Here is a 16491-nt window from a genome sequence, read left to right as displayed (position 1 = left end):
GGGTGCTCTAAATTACGAGCTGAGATTATACCCAATGAACCTAGAACAGGTAATGCTGTTTAGGGAAAAGTGACAAAACAGAGTGCACGCTGAACTTTGTCACAGGAAACAAACATTTTTATTTTTTTTAACCAAGAATAATTACCTCTTTTTATTCGTACAATTTATTTTACGAATGGAAATTTTATTTAAAAAAACTTGCCTACAAGACTCGAAAGTACAAAGATTCAAATTATGTAGTCTATTTTCTATTTTCTTCTTTCTAGTATCTATTCTCTCTTTCGCACAAGAGCAACCTAAAGACACTACTAAAGTCAAGAAGCTAGATGAAGTCTTAATAGCTGGAGTTCGAGCTCAAAAAACAAACCCAGTTACGTTCACTAATGTTACTAAAGAAGCAATAGCACCAAGAAATCTCGGGCAAGACATTCCTGTTTTGTTAAATTATTTGCTTTCTGTTGTAACCACAACCGATGCAGGAAACGGAATTGGTTACACGTATATGCGTGTAAGAGGAACTGATGGTTCGAGAATCAATGTTACCTTAAATGGTGTTCCGTTTAACGATAGCGAAAGCCAAGGAACATTTTTTGTAAACTTGCCTGATTTTGCATCATCTGTAGAAAGTCTGCAATTGCAACGTGGTGTTGGTACATCAACGAATGGCGCTGGTGCTTTTGGCGCAAGTTTGAACATGCAAACCAAGTCTTTTCAAGAAAAATCTTATGCAGAAATTGCTAATTCCGTTGGAAGTTTCAACACTAGAAAACACACTTTAGCTTTTGGTACTGGTTTACACGATAACTTCGAATTTAACGGAAGAATTTCGCAAATTGCTTCTGATGGTTATATTGATAGAGCTGAAACCAACTTATTTGGTTATTTTTTCAATGCAAATTATATCCATAAGTCAACTCAAATAAAAGCGTTGTTTTTTGGAGGAAAAGAAAAAACCTACCAAGCTTGGTATGGAATTGAAGATCTTGATAAACTAAATAACGATAGAACATTCAATGCAGCAGGAATGTATTTTGATGCCGATGGGACAATGCGTTTTCACGATAACGAAACCGATAATTATTGGCAAAATCACTTTCAGTTGCATTGGTCAGAAAAATGGTCAGAAAAATGGTCTTCTAATGTGGCGTTGCATTACACTATAGGAAAAGGCTATTTTGAACAATACAGAGAAGATGAAACCTTATCTGATTATTTCTTACCCGATTTTCAAGGAAATACAACAGCCGATCTAATTAGAAAAAGATGGTTAGACAATGATTTTTTCGGAACTACTTTTTCGTTAAACTATAAAAATAAATCTACTGATATTTTGTTTGGTGGCGCTGCAAACCGATATTTAGGAAAACATTTTGGTGAAGTAGTTTGGACGCAGTTTTATGTTCCAAATTCAAATAGATATTACAATAATATTGGAAACAAAGATGATATTAATGCTTACGTAAAAGCTTCACAAACCTTTGGTAAACTTAATGTGTTTGCAGATTTACAATATCGAATAGTATTTTATGAAGCCAATAGTTTCCGATTTGATGATGTAAATGATACGTTTAGATTTTTTAATCCTAAAATTGGATTTAATTACCAACTTAACAAACATAATGCATTCTACACTTTTGCGGGAATTGCCAATAAAGAGCCAAGACGAGATGATTATGAAAACGGAAGTACTAAGCCTGAACGTTTATTAGATATTGAATTGGGATGGAAATTTAATGCGACTAAAACGATGATTAATGCTAATGTATTTTTCATGCAGTACAAAAACCAATTGGTTTTAACAGGTGCTTTAAACGATGTTGGTTCGCCAATTTTCACTAACAGTGGATCAAGTTATCGCGCCGGATTAGAAATCGAATCGGTGCTTAAATTAGGAACGCAATTTACAATTCAGCCTAACGTGACTTTGAGTCAGAATAAAAATCAAGATTTCTTTTTTCAACGTGACGGACAACTTCAAAATTTAGGGTCAACTGATATCGCATTTTCACCTAATCTTATCATAGGAAATATTTTTACCTATTCACCTAAAAAGAATTTGAATCTTGCACTTTTAAATAAGTTTGTGGGAAAACAATTTATGGGTAATATCGATGCTCAAAAATCGATTCTAAAAGAATACAACGTTCACGATTTTAATGTTACTTATTTGTGGAACATTAATAAAGGAATAAAATCAGTGCTTTTTTCAGGGTTGGTAAATAATATTTTTGATACTAAATACATATCCAACGGTTATTTCTATACTTATGATGATGATTTTTCAACGCCAGGAGTTATCACTACCATTGAAGGTGCAGGATATTTTCCGCAAGCGACACGAAATTTTTTAGTTGGTGCGACACTAACCTTTTAAAAAATATATCTTAAATAAAAAGCCAAGTATGAAATTAATCAGCTTGGCTTTTTTTATTAGTTAAAAACTCTTACCACATCACCATTTACTTCCACACGATATCTTTTTAATTCATATTGTTGTCCCGCAGCTTGTCCGGTAAACAAATTATAATTTTCATTACCACAAGTACAATTCGCATTAGATCCGCTAATATTTAAATTAGAGCAAGAGGTTAGTGCTTGGTTCGGACAAGCGCCATCAAATGCATTATAACCACTTCCGTTGTTAAATACAATAACTCCTCTTGTTGGTCCGTTTGCCGGAAATGCTTTTACGGCATTACCTGTAAATTTTAAATTTGCGTAAGCAGGTAAACTAGTGTTTAAATCAATCGAAAAATTGTAGTTAGGCAAATTCGGATTTTCGTTATTAAAACGATCTTTACTACATCCTAAAATGAAGGTAGTCATTGCTAATAGTAGAATTGTTTTCTTCATGTTGAAAATTTTGCCGAAAGATTAGTTCAAAAAAAATTAAATTAGTTAACTTTGTATTGCATTATTAAACAAAAATAGGAATTTAATAAACAAAAAATATATCTTTGAAAAAAGAAATCCCGTTGCGATGGGATTTTTTCTATTTTATGATAACGTTGAAATAGCCTTTTTAGATATACTATTAACAAAAAAATAACTTCATACAAGAGAGATGAAGGCAAATAAAGAATGAAATTATGAGTACAGTATCTTATTATACAGCGGAAGGACTGAAGAAATTAAAAGAAGAATTAGATCATTTAAAAAGCGTGATGCGACCAAAAGCATCGGCAGATATTGCAGAAGCAAGAGATAAAGGCGATTTGTCTGAAAATGCAGAATATGATGCAGCCAAAGAAGCACAAGGTATGCTAGAAATGCGTATAGCTAAATTGGAAGAAGTTTATTCTAACGCAAGATTAATTGACGAAAGTCATTTAGACTTGTCTAAAGTGTTAGTTTTATCTAATGTGAAAATTAAAAATCAAGCTAACGGTATGGAGTTAAAGTATACCTTAGTTGCAGAGAGTGAAGCCGATTTAAAAACAGGAAAGATTTCGGTAACTTCTCCTATCGGGAAAGGTTTGCTAGGAAAATCAGTTGGAGAAATTGCTGAAATTACAGTTCCAAACGGAACGTTGAAATTTGAAATTGTAGAGATTTCACGCGATTAAATTCTGAAGATTATCGAATTATCAATAAACTAGTAAATCAAAAGAAATGAGTTCAATTTTCACTAAAATAATCCTCGGAGAAATTCCTTGTTATAAAATTGCAGAGGACGACAATTTCTTAGCATTTTTAGATGTAAATCCTAATGCTAAAGGACATACTTTGTGTATTCCCAAGCAAGAAATCAACAAAATATTTGATATTGAAGATGATTTATATCTTGGTTTGATGGCGTTTTCTAAAAAAATTGCAGTCGCTCTTGAAAAAACAGTTCCGTGCAAAAGAGTAGGAATGGCCGTTATCGGATTAGAAGTTCCGCACGCACACGTTCATTTGATTCCGTTAAACGAAATGGATGAAATGCGTTTCCAAAATAAAGTAACGCTCACCAAAGAAGAGTTTGAAGATTTGGCTAAAGCGATTCAAAACAATTTATAACTAAAGATTCCATTAATTTTTTTAAATTAGTGGAATTTCTTTTTATATTCTATTCTAAATAATCAGGTAATGAAAAACTATTTTATTTTAAGTCTTTTGCTTTTGGTCAACATGTCTTTTTCTCAATATGAAAATGTTGATAAGAAAATAGATGAAATGCCCGATAGTTATGAGGTTTCTACATCGTCAATTACAGAATTTATCAATTCAAATTTCAATAGTCAAGAGGATAAAATTCGTGCCGCTTTTTACTGGACAGCGTCAACAATAAGTTATGATGTTGAGAACATGCTAAATCAGCCACCTAATCAAACGCCTGAGGATAAAATAAACAGAACACTAAAATCAAAAAAAGGAGTTTGCATGCATTATGCACAGATTTTTTATGATATAATGAACAAGCTCAATGTTGAAACCGTACTTGTTGATGGTTATACCAAGGATACTAACGGTAAAATCGCGACACTTTCTCACGTGTGGTGTGCTTCTAAAATCAATAATGAATGGTTTTTATTTGATCCAACTTGGGGTTCAGGATATGTAAATGATTTAAAATTTACCAAGAAAATAAACAACATTTTTTTCAAGGCGAAACCAATTAGTTTCATTGATAGGCACATGCCTTTTGATTATTTGTGGCAACTTTCAAATAAACCAATCAATAATCAAGAATTTTATGAATCTAAAAAAGAAGCAACAGATCAAACAATAAATTTTGATTTCAACAAAGAAATAAACAATCTTAAAAATTTATCTGAAAAAGAACAAATTCAGCAACGAATAGATAGAATTCAAAAAAGCGGCATAAAAAACAGATTGATTACCGAAAAATTAGAGTTTGAAAAAAAGAGAATTACTTATTTTAATCAAAAGAAAGATTTTAATAAATTAGAAGATATTATTGCAAATTTCAATGAATTAAATAAAAAGTACAGCGAGTATATTAAGTTTAAAAACAAACAGTTTACACCGAATGTATCTGATGAGGAATTAAAATCTAAAATTCAGATTCCTTATGATATGCTTATTAATTGCTTAAAAAACGTTAACGATTTAAAAGACATTAACAGAGAAAATTTATCTGCTATAAACGACTTGAAAAGAGCTATGAACAGTATGAAAGTTGACTATGAATCGAATTTAAAATTTGTTAATGAATATCTTTTAAAATCGGAAGTTGAGCGTCAAAAAATGTTTTTTAAAAGAGCAGGAGTTAGAAATTAGTTTACAGCTTTTCGGTAAAGAATTTGCATCGTGGTTCCTTTATCAACTTCAGAATGAGCTACTTTTATTTTGCCGTTATGATATTCTTCAACAATACGTTTTGTTAATGATAAGCCCAAACCCCAACCACGTTTTTTAGTAGTAAATCCAGGTTCGAAAACACGCCTAAATTGATTTTTCGGAATTCCTTTTCCCGAATCGATTACATTAATTTTTATAGTTTGGCCTTCTTTTTCAATTTTGATTTTTAACGAACCTCTTCCTTTCATAGCATCAATGGCGTTTTTCATTAAATTTTCAATAGTCCAACTGTGCAAAGCTGGATTTATGGAAACTAATAAAGGTGATGTTGGTGCCGAAAAAGAAAATTCAACTTGTTTTGAAAACCGTGATTTTAAATAGTCGAAAGAATTTTTGGTTTCCTCAACAATATCTTTTACTTCCAAAACAGGCTCAGAACCAATTTTAGAAAATCGTTCGGTTATAGTTTGTAATCTATTGATGTCTTTCTCAATTTCAGCAACGGTGGTTTCGTCAACATTATCGGCTTTCATAATTTCTAGCCAACCAATTAAAGAAGATAAAGGCGTTCCAATTTGATGTGCGGTTTCCTTTGCCATTCCTGCCCAAAGCTTGTTTTGTGTGGCCATTTTGGTACTTCTGTAAAAGTTATAAACTACGGCGCCAAACAAGAATATAATCAACAAAAGAGCAATTGGGTAGTATTTTAATTTGTTCAATAAAGAAGAGTCACCGTAATATAAATTGTGTGTTCGACCTTCTGAAATTTTCATTACAATTGGGTCATTTTGATTTTTTAGCTGTTGCAGAAAATTTTTTAATTTGGTTTTGTCCTTTAAAACATCCTCTTCAATATTTACTTGATTAATAATTGAATCCTTTTCAGTAACAATTATCGGAATATTGGCCGTTTGAATAATTTGTAAAGGCAATTCCAAATCAGCATCTAAATCGTCGGTATTGATTTTTTTTTGGGATAATGCCCAATGTTGCATTTTAACTCGTTCTTCTTGCTTAAAAATTTGAAAAAACGAATAGGTATTCCATAAAATGAGAAGTACAATCACAAATGAAGTGATGATGATTATCCAACGTGTTGTATTTCTTCTATCAGAGAATTGCATATATAAAATTTGTTTAAAAGTAGTAAAAAAACGTGATTCTGCAAGAATGGATTACTCTTTAGCCCTGATGCAAGGGAAAAACTCCCGATTTTTTATCGGGATTTTGGAAAGGCAGCAGGATAATGGTTAACAAAAATTCACCGACCATTCGCTCAAAAAAATTATCTTTGTACAAAATACACTTATATGCTAACAATTGATCCAAAAGAACTTTCTCCGATGAAATTGCAAGGTTATTTGCAAAGTGCGATTGCGCCAAGACCAATTGCTTTTGCAAGTACGATGGATAAAAACGGAAAGCCTAATTTATCACCGTTTAGTTTTTTTAATATTTTTAGTTCTAATCCGCCCATTTTGGTTTTTTCTCCAGCGCGAAGAGTTAGAAATAATACAACGAAACATACGTTGATTAATTGTGAGGAAACCCGTCAAGTAGTTATTAATGTGGTGAATTTTGATATTGTGCAACAAATGTCATTATCAAGTACAGAATATGCCGATGGTGTAAATGAGTTTGAAAAAGCAGGTTTAACAGCAATTCCATCAGAACTAGTAAAACCTTATCGCGTTGCCGAAAGTCCGGTGCAATTTGAATGTAAAGTCAATCAAATTATTCCTCTTGGAACAGAAGGCGGTGCTGGAAATATGATTATTTGTGAAGTGGTTAAAATGCACATCAATGAATCGGTTTTAGACATTGAAGGTAATATTGATCCAATGAAAATTGACTTGGTTTCAAGATTAGGAGGAAATTGGTATTCGAGAGCCAATCAAGGACTTTTTGAAGTAGAAAAGCCATTGGCAACTTTAGGAATAGGAGTAGATGCGATTCCAGATTTTGTGAAAGAAAGCCTTATTTTTAATGGTAATGATTTAGGTAAATTAGGAAATGTAGAAGCATTGCCAACCAATGAAGAAATTACTATATTTGTAAAACAAAATTTTGAAGTGAAAGGTGTTTTGAGTGCTGATGATGAGGTTAAAAAACACCAATTAGCCAAAGAATATTTAGATAAAAACGAGGTGCTTACCGCTTGGAAAGTGCTTTTAGCAAAACAATAAACAATAATATTATGGAAGTTTCAGGAAAAGTAAAAGTAGTAAGCGCAGAAATTCAAGTTAGTGCTACTTTCAGAAAAAGAGAATTAGTGGTAACGACAGATGAGCAATATCCGCAGCACATTATGATTGAATTTACTCAAGATAAAAGTGATTTATTGAATAATGTTTCTGTTGGTGATGCTGTAAAAGTTTCTATCAATTTAGGTGGTAGAGAATGGGTGAATCCACAAGGAGAAACTAAATATTTTAACTCAATAAGAGGTTGGAGAGTTGAAAAACTTCAATCAGAAGCTCCAGCAGCACAACAAATGCCACCAATGCCAGCAGCAGAAGCATTTGCTCCAGCAACCAACTTTAAAGAAGAAGAACACGACGATTTACCTTTTTAATTGAAAATTAAAAAGTAAATAACAAGTTTCAATATCCAAATTCCAAATAAGTTCCAATTTATAAAAATTCAATTTTCAAAACCTACTTGTGTTTAGAATTTTTGATTTTGAAATTTGAATTTTGTTTGGATTTTGTCATTTATTATTTGGAATTTTCCCTTATGTATTTCCTAACCAAAGAACTTTATTTTCCTCCAGTTGAAGAAGCTTCCTATGAAGGAATTCTTGCTGTTGGTGGTGATTTGAGCGTTGAACGATTGATGCTTGCTTACAACAATGGAATCTTTCCGTGGTTTGATGCTGACGAACCAATTTTATGGTGGGCACCAAGCGATCGAATGGTGGTGAATCCTATGGATTATAAAGTTTCTAAAAGCCTTCGGAATATTATCAATAGAAATATGTTTGAAGTGACCATCGATAAGGATTTTGAATCGGTTATAAAAAATTGTCAAAAAATTGAAAGGAAAGGCCAAGACGGCACTTGGATTTCAGATGCAATTATTGAATCATACACCAAGTTGCATCAATTAGGCAAAGCAAAATCATTTGAAGTTTGGCAAAAAGGTGATTCCCAATCAAGTTCGGAATTGGTTGGCGGATTGTATGGTGTTGATTTAGGTCACGTTTTTTGTGGTGAAAGTATGTTTTCTAAAGTGCCAAATGCCAGTAAAGTAGCTTTTGTGAAACTAATTGAGTATTTAAAACAAAACAACTACAAACTTCTAGATTGCCAAGTGCACAACGATCATTTAGAAAAATTAGGCGCTTTTGAAATTTCAAGAGCTACTTTTATGATGATTTTGAAATCGAAGTGATTAGTGTAAATTGGATTTTATTTTCCTTTTTGTTAGATTATAGTATACTGCTAAATTATCAAAAAAGAGCGCCAGAAATAAGACTACGGCTGCAAGTATAAGAATTTTTAACTTGTAGGTTTCATATAATAATCCGCCTAAAACACATCCGATAAAGAAGAAAGTAATTATTGACAAGCGTAGCGAAATATTGCGTGTCAATCGTTTTAATTCTGCTTCCTTTTTATAGAAAAATAGCTGCGATAGTTCTATTCCTAAATCAGTAAACAATCCAGTTAAATGCGTTGTTCGCACAACCGATTGTGAAATATTGGTTACTAAAGCATTTTGTAATCCCATAGCAAACAACAGTAGATAAGCAATATTGTTAGGATTTAAAGTTTGTGATAATCCGACAAAGGCTAGAAGCACAATTTCTAGAAGCATTGGTAAAGTATGCGCAATTCTCGGTTTTTTTATTGAGGTAATTTCAACAATAAAATTAGAGGTGAATGCTCCAAAGAGAAAAAAGAAAATATAAATTAGGATTGTGATGGCTTTAGAATAATTTTTGAGCGCAATTTCTTCGGCAAAAAAAGCGAAATGACCTGTGACATTTGTGGTTAAAGTCGCAACTGATAAAACGCCAGCAATATTGACAATTCCGGCAATAAACGATAATGTAGATGCTAATCGTAAATTGTGTGCAAAAGTCCTTCGATTGCCTTTATGACGAAACATAGTTTCTTAGTTTGTATTAAAGGTAGTGAATTCGGAGGATAATAAATGACTGCTTGTCTTTAAATTTTTACTTCTGCGTCCAGCAATCAACTAGATGATCATTTACCATTCCAGTTGCTTGCATATGCGCATAAACTACAGTTGAACCTACAAATTTAAATCCGCGTTTTTTTAAATCTTTGCTAATTGCATCCGAAAGTGGTGTTGTTGATGGAATTTCCCTTAATGATTTTCTATTATTTTCAAGTGGTTTTCCGTCAGTGAAATTCCAAATGTATTTTGAAAAACTTCCAAATTCTTTTTGCACTTCCATAAACGCAATGGCATTAGAAATTGTGCCTCGAACTTTTAATTGATTTCTAATAATTCCTGCATCTTGAAGTAGTTCTTGTACTTTTTCTTCATCATATTGCGCTACTTTTTTATAATCGAAATTATCAAATGCTTTTCTGAAATTCTCTCTTTTTTTCAAAATAGTATACCAACTCAATCCTGCCTGAAAGGTTTCCAGAATTAAAAATTCAAATAATTTATCGTCGTCATAAACAGGTTTTCCCCATTCGTTATCGTGATAATCTCGATACAAATCGTCTTTTTCGCACCAAGCGCAACGTAGTTTAGTTTCCATACTATTCAAAATCTTGAATGATTGTTGAAATATCTTTTTTAAAACTTGGAATGGTTTCTATAATAGTTTCCCAAACAAAATTTAAGTCAACAGAAAAATATTCGTGAACAATAAAGTTGCGCATCGATTTTGCGCCACGCCAATTTATCGAAGAATATTTTTGTTTAATTTCTTCGTCAATATTGGCAACAGCTTCGCCAATTACAATGAAGTTTTTAAGTATTGCATCTTGAATAATCCAACTTTCTAAAAAATGTTCTTTAGAAGTTGTCGTTGTTATCTCCTCCAATTTTTCAATAGATTCTAAAATGTGTAAAAGAAATATTTTAGTATTATTCTTCATAAATATATCTTACTTCTTTTAAAACACGTTCTTTTATAAATTTATTTAATCCGTTTTCAGAAACTAAATCTACTTTTTTTTGAAGTTTTTGTTCCAATTCAAATTGTAAATCAGAGAGAGTAAATAAACCAATTGGGTTTTTTAATAAAAACAAAATATCAATATCGCTTGTTGCATCTTCTTCATTTCGAGCAACAGAACCAAACAAACCAATTCTTTTAGGATGAAATGGTTTTAATGTTTCAATGATAATATTTTGTTGACTTTTGGTAATCATAAAGTAAAATTAACCATTTTTTTGAACACTTTCATTTTTTAAATATTTTTCAATCAAATAGTGTCCTAGATAAATCATTGGTGTCATTAATATCGCAATAACTAATTTCACAGAATAGCCAGTAAATCCCGAGATAATGTAAGTTTTTCCATCCATAATTCCAGGTAAATAAAAGGCAATTCCTAGAACGATAAAACTATCAATCAATTGTGAAATGACTGTTGAGCCTGTGCTACGCAACCAAATCATCTTGTTGCCAGTTTTATTTTTTACAAAATGAAATATAGAAACATCAATTAATTGAGAAACAATAAACGCGGCTATACTTCCAATAATTATTAATTGACTTTGACCAAAAACCGCTGTAAATTGTTCAGTGGTAACCGAACTTATTCCAGTTGACGGAATTTTAACAGCAAAAGATAAAATGATAAAGGTATAAATAATCAATCCAGCAGTAATTAGCGAGAGTTTTTTTACGCCTTTCTCACCAAAATATTCATTGATTAAATCGGTTGTGATGAACACAATAGGCCAAGGTAAAATGCCAATACTCATCGGAACGCCAAAAACATCAATTAATTTTCCACCAATTAATTCAGCAACAATAGCATTTGTTATAAAAATTCCTGCTAGAATTACATAAACAATATCTTTTCTGTTTTGAAACATCCTTATTTATTTTTTTAATAATCATACCTACTAAAACGCTCTCGATTCGAATCTTTTTGAAAAGTAGCTCGCCTGTGTTCTTCGTTTAAAGTTTTATTGGTTATGCCATCAATTACTTTTTTAATATCATCATCCTCTTCAATTTTCTTTTTGTTAACGACTTTATAAGCGGTCGGATTAATTTTACCTTTTTCGCTAATAAAAGCTATGGTGTAGATGTATGTGTTTTTAAATTTTTGGTACGATTTCTTTTTTTCAAATTTATAAAAGAACAAACTAATTTCTTTGTTGTTTTTAGTTTCAATTCGTTTTTCAATAAAGTTTATGGAATCTTTTGTTTTGAGATTTTCGAAATTTAAGATAGCTGATTCCACAATTTCCTTATCGGTAATGGTTGCTAAAAGATTGAATTTATCCTTGTATTGAAGCAGTTGAATGGTTGGAAATTTAGTTTTTTCATCTTCAAGTGTTGCACGGATTTCATCTTTGGTAATTTTGTCATTTATGATTCCTAATCGTATTAATTCAATATTTAATTCAGGAATATCCAAAGCTTTTATTTTTCCAAAAAGCGCGTCAGTGTCTTTATCAGATTGAAAAGCATATAACAAATCTATATAATTTATCAAGTCTTCAACAGGCGCTGAGCTATCTTCAACAGTAAAATCTTGATCGTCTTCATCAAACGACACAGCAGTTGAATCTACAACCTCGTCTAGTTGAATTTCTGATATAGCCATTGGTTCGTCTGTAGTGCTGTTTTTTTCTTTCCAACTTACTACTCTTTTATATTCAAGTTTGGCATTGGTTAACACCATTTTTTTGAAGGAGCTTATCTTCTTTGGCGAAATTAAATTTTTATCAAATAAGGCATTACAAAGTTTTAATGTAGGTTTGTTGTATTCTTTAATGCTGTAAAACTGAAATATTTTTGGAAACAATTCTTTGCTGTTTTCTAAATCGTAATTGAAAAGTGAGTACAGACCTTTTATGTCAGATTGCCTATCGGTTATTGGTAAATCGTATTCTAATAACTCAATAATTTTTTGATAAGCTACTTTCGATTTTTGCGCCGTTAATGCTTTTAAAATTGCAATTTGTGTATTAGTTTTTGTTTTTTCATCTTTATATTTCTTTTCTAAATATGGAATTACTTTTACGTTTTTTAAAGCACCAATTCCCATCAATAAAGTTGTGATTGTTTCTTTTTCAGATTCTTTAAATTTGAAAGTATCAATAAAGTTAGTAACCGCATCAAAGTCTTTATCTGCTATTTTCAATTCCTCAATTGATTCTAGTGCAGAAAATCTAACCGTATCTTTCTTGCTGTAAACGTCCTTAAGAAATACATCAAATTTATCAGCAAACATCGAAATTGAATCTTTAGCGGTCACTTCAAGAGTGTTGAATGTTTTTTCTATAAAGTTGTTAGTGTTTTTATAGTCTTTTTCAACTAGTGTTTGCAATTCATAGTAAGCAGTTCCTTTTACAATCGTTTTATATTTTATGGCTTGCGTTGCATTAGGTTTCGTTACTATAGCTTCAAATATATGAGTGTTATTTTCTTTATTAAAATTATATGATTTTGTTATAAATTCATATTTGTTATCATTTTTTAGCAATAAATAATCCCATTGAGAAGCGATGAATCCTTTTTTATCAGATAAATTTGAAATAGAAAGTAAGTTCGGATTGTAGTCGTATTCCTCATCTTCATACTCTTCGTCCACTGCAACATCATAGTCATTAAATTGTCGTGTTATGTCGTCTATTGTTTTGAAATCTTTACTGTAGCTTCTAAAAAAGAAATTTTTCAAAGAATCAATATTTTGAAACGACTCGTATTTATGGAATTTGTTATATTCTAATTTGATTTGTTTCCCTGTATCAGAATAAAAAGTATAGAATTTGTTTTTCGACAAAAAGGAATTTTTTGTTTTAAATTGATAATCATCAAGATTTAAAAATATTTTTTGATTTATTTTCTCCGGAATTTCGATTTTGAAGTTGTTTATAGTATCAGTATAAATTTTGGTGGTTACTTCTCGGTTAGCGGTAGTAATCGCGAACGATTTAAAAAAAGTTTCAGTATTTTTATCAGAGGCGTTTACTGTTCCTAAAAGAAAATATTTATTGCCTTTTATAAACGTTTTTAATTTGATGTTTTTTTCTCCAACTTTTGAGGAAGACTCGTTTTTTGCTAGGTCGTGGTCTACTTCATCAAGTTCGTTTTGCATATAAAACTCTGCCTGTATTTGTTTGTGTTCAAATGCAGTGTTTTCAAGTTCAGCCGTGTTGTCGTATGATTTTTCAGTTAAAAAATAATAGGCGTTTTCATTTTTGTCATACGATTGAATACTAATATCATTGCTTATTTTATCAACGTCATTGCCGTGAATGACACTATAAGATGGAATTTTGACAGTGAAACCTCCTTTTAAAGGTTTGAAATCATCCCAAGTAGATTGCAGATTTTTAATTTCAATTTTCTCAAAGATTTGATTTTCGTTTTGTCTTACATAATCACCAGTACCATTCATTGAAATTGCTATAATTTCTAATGGCGTGATATAGAATTTGTAGTGTTGTGAATTGCCTGATTTGGTTTTGTTTTTAACATCATATCCTTTGTAGTTTTCTGTTTCAAAAAACTTTTTTTCAATGATAGTTCCGGGTATGTTTTCAAAGAAAAGACTGTCTAAAGTTTTGGGATTAAAAGTGTCTTCTTTTTTCTTCAAAAAATAATTTAAGGGCAATCGTTTTATGTTAATCGATCCACCATTAGTTAAGTCAATACAAGCGGTTGTTTCCTCAATTGTTCTTGGGTTTTTGAATAATGGCATTTTAATCATACCATCTTTTGTTGAAAAACTAGTCAGTATCGGAGCCGGAAAAAACTCTTCAATAGTTTTCTTCTGTTTTTCTCCAACAGGCGTAAGTACGTCAATTATTGGTTTTACTGTATAGCCTTTTTTTACTAGTAGTTGCAATACACCTTCTTTTCCTGCCAAATGTGCTGCGCCAATTGCGGCAAATAAACTTCCAGTTTTGGCTATAGATTCAATACTGTTAGCCATTGTCACATTTCGTTCCGTAATTAATATTTTGTGTTGCTTTTTCGGATATATTAATTTGTAAATGGAGTCTAGCATTACAATGTCTTTTTCTCTATAAAAGTCGTTAGATACGGTTTGAAAGTTTCTGTTTTTTAGAATTTTCATTAAAGCCAATCTATCTTCTTCTTTAGGTTCGTCGACGTCATTTTGCATTTTCATTATCTTTAAAAATGACTCTTTGGCGTCTTCTAAACCTGTAACTTTTTTGTTGTATTTTTTACCGGTTTGATGAATAAACATATCCAAAACAGTGTTTTCTTGAAAATCAGCTTGTTCGCTATTGTTTCCAGAAGTCATCGTGTTGTAAATATTAACATTAGAGAAAACAGAGTATAAAGCGGTCTTTTGAATTGGACTTAAGTTGAATCGATTGTAAAGTTTATCTGACTCTTCTCGTTCTTCATTAGTTAATAGCTCAAAAAGCACTTCCCAACTTTCAGGATTACTTTCGTTGCTCACGATATCAGCTTCTAGCAAGTGTTTGTAAAAGGCATCTGACAAATGATAAGAAATCTTTTCATTGACATGCATCGTGCCATAGATATAAGATTTTTTAGTTAAACCGTCTCCAGAAATTTCCCATAGCAATGTTTTTTCTGTTTGAGCAATAGAAGTAAAACTCAACAATAATAAGAAGGCAGCGATTATCTTTTTCAAAGTATATGATTTTTAAACAAATATAATTAGAAATTGTTCTTGTTTTAATAACGTTTATTTTTTTACATTATTTTTAGGAAGTTTAGGGTATAAAAAAACCTCGATTCAATTAAGAACCGAGGTTTATATTTAAAATCTATATTTAAGAAATACAGATTCTGAATCAAGTTCAGAATAAATTATCCTAAAGCAACTCTTTTAAAACCAGTAACAGTTAATGAACCATCAACCGATTTAATATAACCAGCAACGCTCATAGAACCGTCTTTGATATAATCTTGGTTTACTAAAGTATTGTCTTTGTAAAAACGTTGGATTTTACCTTTAGCGATATTGTCTAACATAGCTTCAGGTTTTCCTTCTTGACGTAATTGGTCTTTAGCGATTTCAATTTCTTTTTCAATGATTGAGGCATCAACACCAGCTTCATCTAAAGCAATTGGGTTCATTGCAGCAGCTTGCATTGCTACGTTTCTTGCAGCTTCTTCAGCACCTTCAACGTTAGCAGATAATGCAGTTAAAACAGCAATTTTGTTTCCAGCGTGAATGTAAGAACCAACGAAAGCTCCGCTCAATCTTTCGAAAGAAGCGATTTCAATTTTTTCTCCAATTACACCAGTTTGCTCAATTAATTTATCAGCAACAGTAATACCATTAAAATCTGAAGCTAAAAATGCTTCTTTAGTATCAAAGTTTAATGCTTGGTTAGCTAAATCAGTAGCTAATTTTACGAAACCTTCATTTTTACCTACGAAGTCAGTTTCGCAATTTAATGTGATCACAACACCAGAAGTTTTGTCAGCGTTAACAACTGCAATAGCAGCACCTTCTGTAGATTCTCTGTCAGATCTGTTAGCAGCCACTTTTTGACCTTTTTTTCTAAGGTTTTCGATTGCTAAATCAAAATCTCCATCAGCTTCTACTAATGCTTTTTTGCAGTCCATCATACCTGCACCAGTGATTGTTCTTAATTTATTTACGTCTGCAGCAGTAATTGTTGCCATTTTGTTTTTATTTTAAGATTAAAAATAATTTGTGTAAAAAAAGAAATTCCAATTTATAAATCCCAAATTCCAGTTTTAATAAATCATCAAATAATTGATAATTTCTTGGGATTTGGAATTTATATTTTGGAATTTTCTGTGTTTTATTCTTCAGTTTTAGTTTCTGTAGCTTCAACTTCAGGAGCAGCAGTTTCAACAACAGCAGCTTCTGGAGCAGCAACAGCTTCAACTTCAGTAGCGTCATCAGCTTCTTTTTCAGAAGTTCTGTTAGCTAATCCGTCTTTAACTGCATCAGTTACTAAAGATAAAATTTTGTCAATTGATTTAGAAGCATCATCATTTGCAGGGATAACATAATCTACCTCACGTGGGTCAGAGTTTGTATCAACCATTGCGAAAACTGGAATGTTTAATTTTTGTGCTTCTTTTATTGC

At 31.4% G+C, this 16491-nt stretch carries 17 protein-coding genes; 7 read left to right on the top strand and 10 right to left on the bottom strand.

What is annotated here, in order from left to right; all coding sequences use genetic code 11:
* The first annotated feature begins 175 nt into the window (after positions 1 to 175).
* Positions 176 to 2374 carry a TonB-dependent receptor gene (locus Q0050_RS08300; protein WP_298394159.1) on the top strand — a complete coding sequence of 733 codons (2199 nt, stop codon included), beginning with the start codon at positions 176 to 178 and terminating at the stop codon, positions 2372 to 2374.
* Between the two features lie 56 nt (positions 2375 to 2430).
* Here the strand turns inward: Q0050_RS08300 and Q0050_RS08295 are convergent, their stop codons facing one another.
* Positions 2431 to 2853, bottom strand: a complete 423-nt coding sequence (locus Q0050_RS08295) for a hypothetical protein (RefSeq protein WP_298394158.1) — start codon at positions 2851 to 2853, stop codon at positions 2431 to 2433.
* A gap of 236 nt (positions 2854 to 3089) precedes the next feature.
* Here Q0050_RS08295 and greA point away from each other — a divergent pair, with 236 nt between their 5' ends.
* From greA to Q0050_RS08280, 3 genes are all read left to right on the top strand, one after another.
* Positions 3090 to 3566 (top strand): transcription elongation factor GreA, encoded by a 477-nt coding sequence (greA, locus tag Q0050_RS08290; protein ID WP_298394155.1) that lies wholly within the window; start codon positions 3090 to 3092, stop codon positions 3564 to 3566.
* A gap of 46 nt (positions 3567 to 3612) precedes the next feature.
* Positions 3613 to 4002: an HIT family protein gene (locus Q0050_RS08285; protein ID WP_298394153.1), complete on the top strand. Its 390-nt coding sequence runs from the start codon at positions 3613 to 3615 to the stop codon at positions 4000 to 4002.
* A gap of 69 nt (positions 4003 to 4071) precedes the next feature.
* Positions 4072 to 5226: a transglutaminase domain-containing protein gene (locus Q0050_RS08280; RefSeq protein WP_298394150.1), complete on the top strand. Its 1155-nt coding sequence runs from the start codon at positions 4072 to 4074 to the stop codon at positions 5224 to 5226.
* Here Q0050_RS08280 and Q0050_RS08275 read toward each other — a convergent pair.
* Positions 5223 to 6371 carry a HAMP domain-containing sensor histidine kinase gene (locus Q0050_RS08275; RefSeq protein WP_298394147.1) on the bottom strand — a complete coding sequence of 383 codons (1149 nt, stop codon included), beginning with the start codon at positions 6369 to 6371 and terminating at the stop codon, positions 5223 to 5225. The genes Q0050_RS08280 and Q0050_RS08275 overlap by 4 nt on opposite strands.
* Positions 6372 to 6557: 186 nt before the next feature.
* On the opposite strand from Q0050_RS08275, the gene Q0050_RS08270 reads away from it, so the two are divergent.
* The 3 genes from Q0050_RS08270 to aat all read left to right on the top strand — a co-directional run bounded on the left by Q0050_RS08270 (position 6558) and on the right by aat (position 8640).
* Positions 6558 to 7433 carry a flavin reductase family protein gene (locus Q0050_RS08270; RefSeq protein ID WP_298394144.1) on the top strand — a complete coding sequence of 292 codons (876 nt, stop codon included), beginning with the start codon at positions 6558 to 6560 and terminating at the stop codon, positions 7431 to 7433.
* A gap of 11 nt (positions 7434 to 7444) precedes the next feature.
* Positions 7445 to 7822, top strand: a complete 378-nt coding sequence (locus tag Q0050_RS08265; protein WP_298394142.1) for a DUF3127 domain-containing protein — start codon at positions 7445 to 7447, stop codon at positions 7820 to 7822.
* 161 nt (positions 7823 to 7983) lie between these two features.
* Positions 7984 to 8640, top strand: coding sequence for a leucyl/phenylalanyl-tRNA--protein transferase (gene aat / locus Q0050_RS08260; protein ID WP_298394140.1), 657 nt, complete (start codon positions 7984 to 7986; stop codon positions 8638 to 8640).
* On the opposite strand, the gene Q0050_RS08255 is transcribed toward aat, so the two are convergent.
* The 8 genes from Q0050_RS08255 to Q0050_RS08220 all read right to left on the bottom strand — a co-directional run.
* Complete coding sequence (locus tag Q0050_RS08255; protein ID WP_298394138.1) at positions 8641 to 9360, bottom strand: YoaK family protein; 720 nt, start codon at positions 9358 to 9360, stop codon at positions 8641 to 8643.
* Between the two features lie 67 nt (positions 9361 to 9427).
* Complete coding sequence (locus tag Q0050_RS08250) at positions 9428 to 9988, bottom strand: DNA-3-methyladenine glycosylase I (RefSeq protein ID WP_298394135.1); 561 nt, start codon at positions 9986 to 9988, stop codon at positions 9428 to 9430.
* 1 nt (position 9989) lies between these two features.
* Positions 9990 to 10331: a DUF86 domain-containing protein gene (locus Q0050_RS08245; RefSeq protein WP_298394133.1), complete on the bottom strand. Its 342-nt coding sequence runs from the start codon at positions 10329 to 10331 to the stop codon at positions 9990 to 9992.
* Positions 10321 to 10608, bottom strand: a complete 288-nt coding sequence (locus Q0050_RS08240) for a nucleotidyltransferase family protein (RefSeq protein WP_298394131.1) — start codon at positions 10606 to 10608, stop codon at positions 10321 to 10323. The genes Q0050_RS08245 and Q0050_RS08240 overlap by 11 nt, the downstream gene beginning before the upstream one ends.
* Before the next feature lie 9 nt (positions 10609 to 10617).
* Entirely contained in the window at positions 10618 to 11280 is a 663-nt protein-coding gene (locus Q0050_RS08235) for a queuosine precursor transporter (protein ID WP_298394129.1), read from the bottom strand.
* A gap of 14 nt (positions 11281 to 11294) precedes the next feature.
* A complete protein-coding gene (locus Q0050_RS08230) occupies positions 11295 to 15053 on the bottom strand; it encodes a TraB/GumN family protein (RefSeq protein ID WP_298394127.1) in 3759 nt (1252 codons plus the stop codon).
* Between the two features lie 179 nt (positions 15054 to 15232).
* The gene (gene tsf / locus Q0050_RS08225) at positions 15233 to 16057 is read right to left on the bottom strand and encodes a translation elongation factor Ts (protein WP_298394125.1); all 825 of its coding nucleotides are present in this window, start codon (positions 16055 to 16057) and stop codon (positions 15233 to 15235) included.
* A 143-nt stretch (positions 16058 to 16200) separates the two neighbouring features.
* Positions 16201 to 16491, bottom strand: a 291-nt coding sequence (locus Q0050_RS08220) for a 30S ribosomal protein S2 (protein WP_298394123.1), incomplete at its 5' end; no start/stop codon positions are given.

The organism is Flavobacterium sp. (genome assembly GCF_027483985.1).
Lineage (GTDB): Bacteria > Bacteroidota > Bacteroidia > Flavobacteriales > Flavobacteriaceae > Flavobacterium.
Note: the sequence above shows the minus strand (reverse complement) of the source record. Positions and strands in the feature narration are given on the sequence as shown.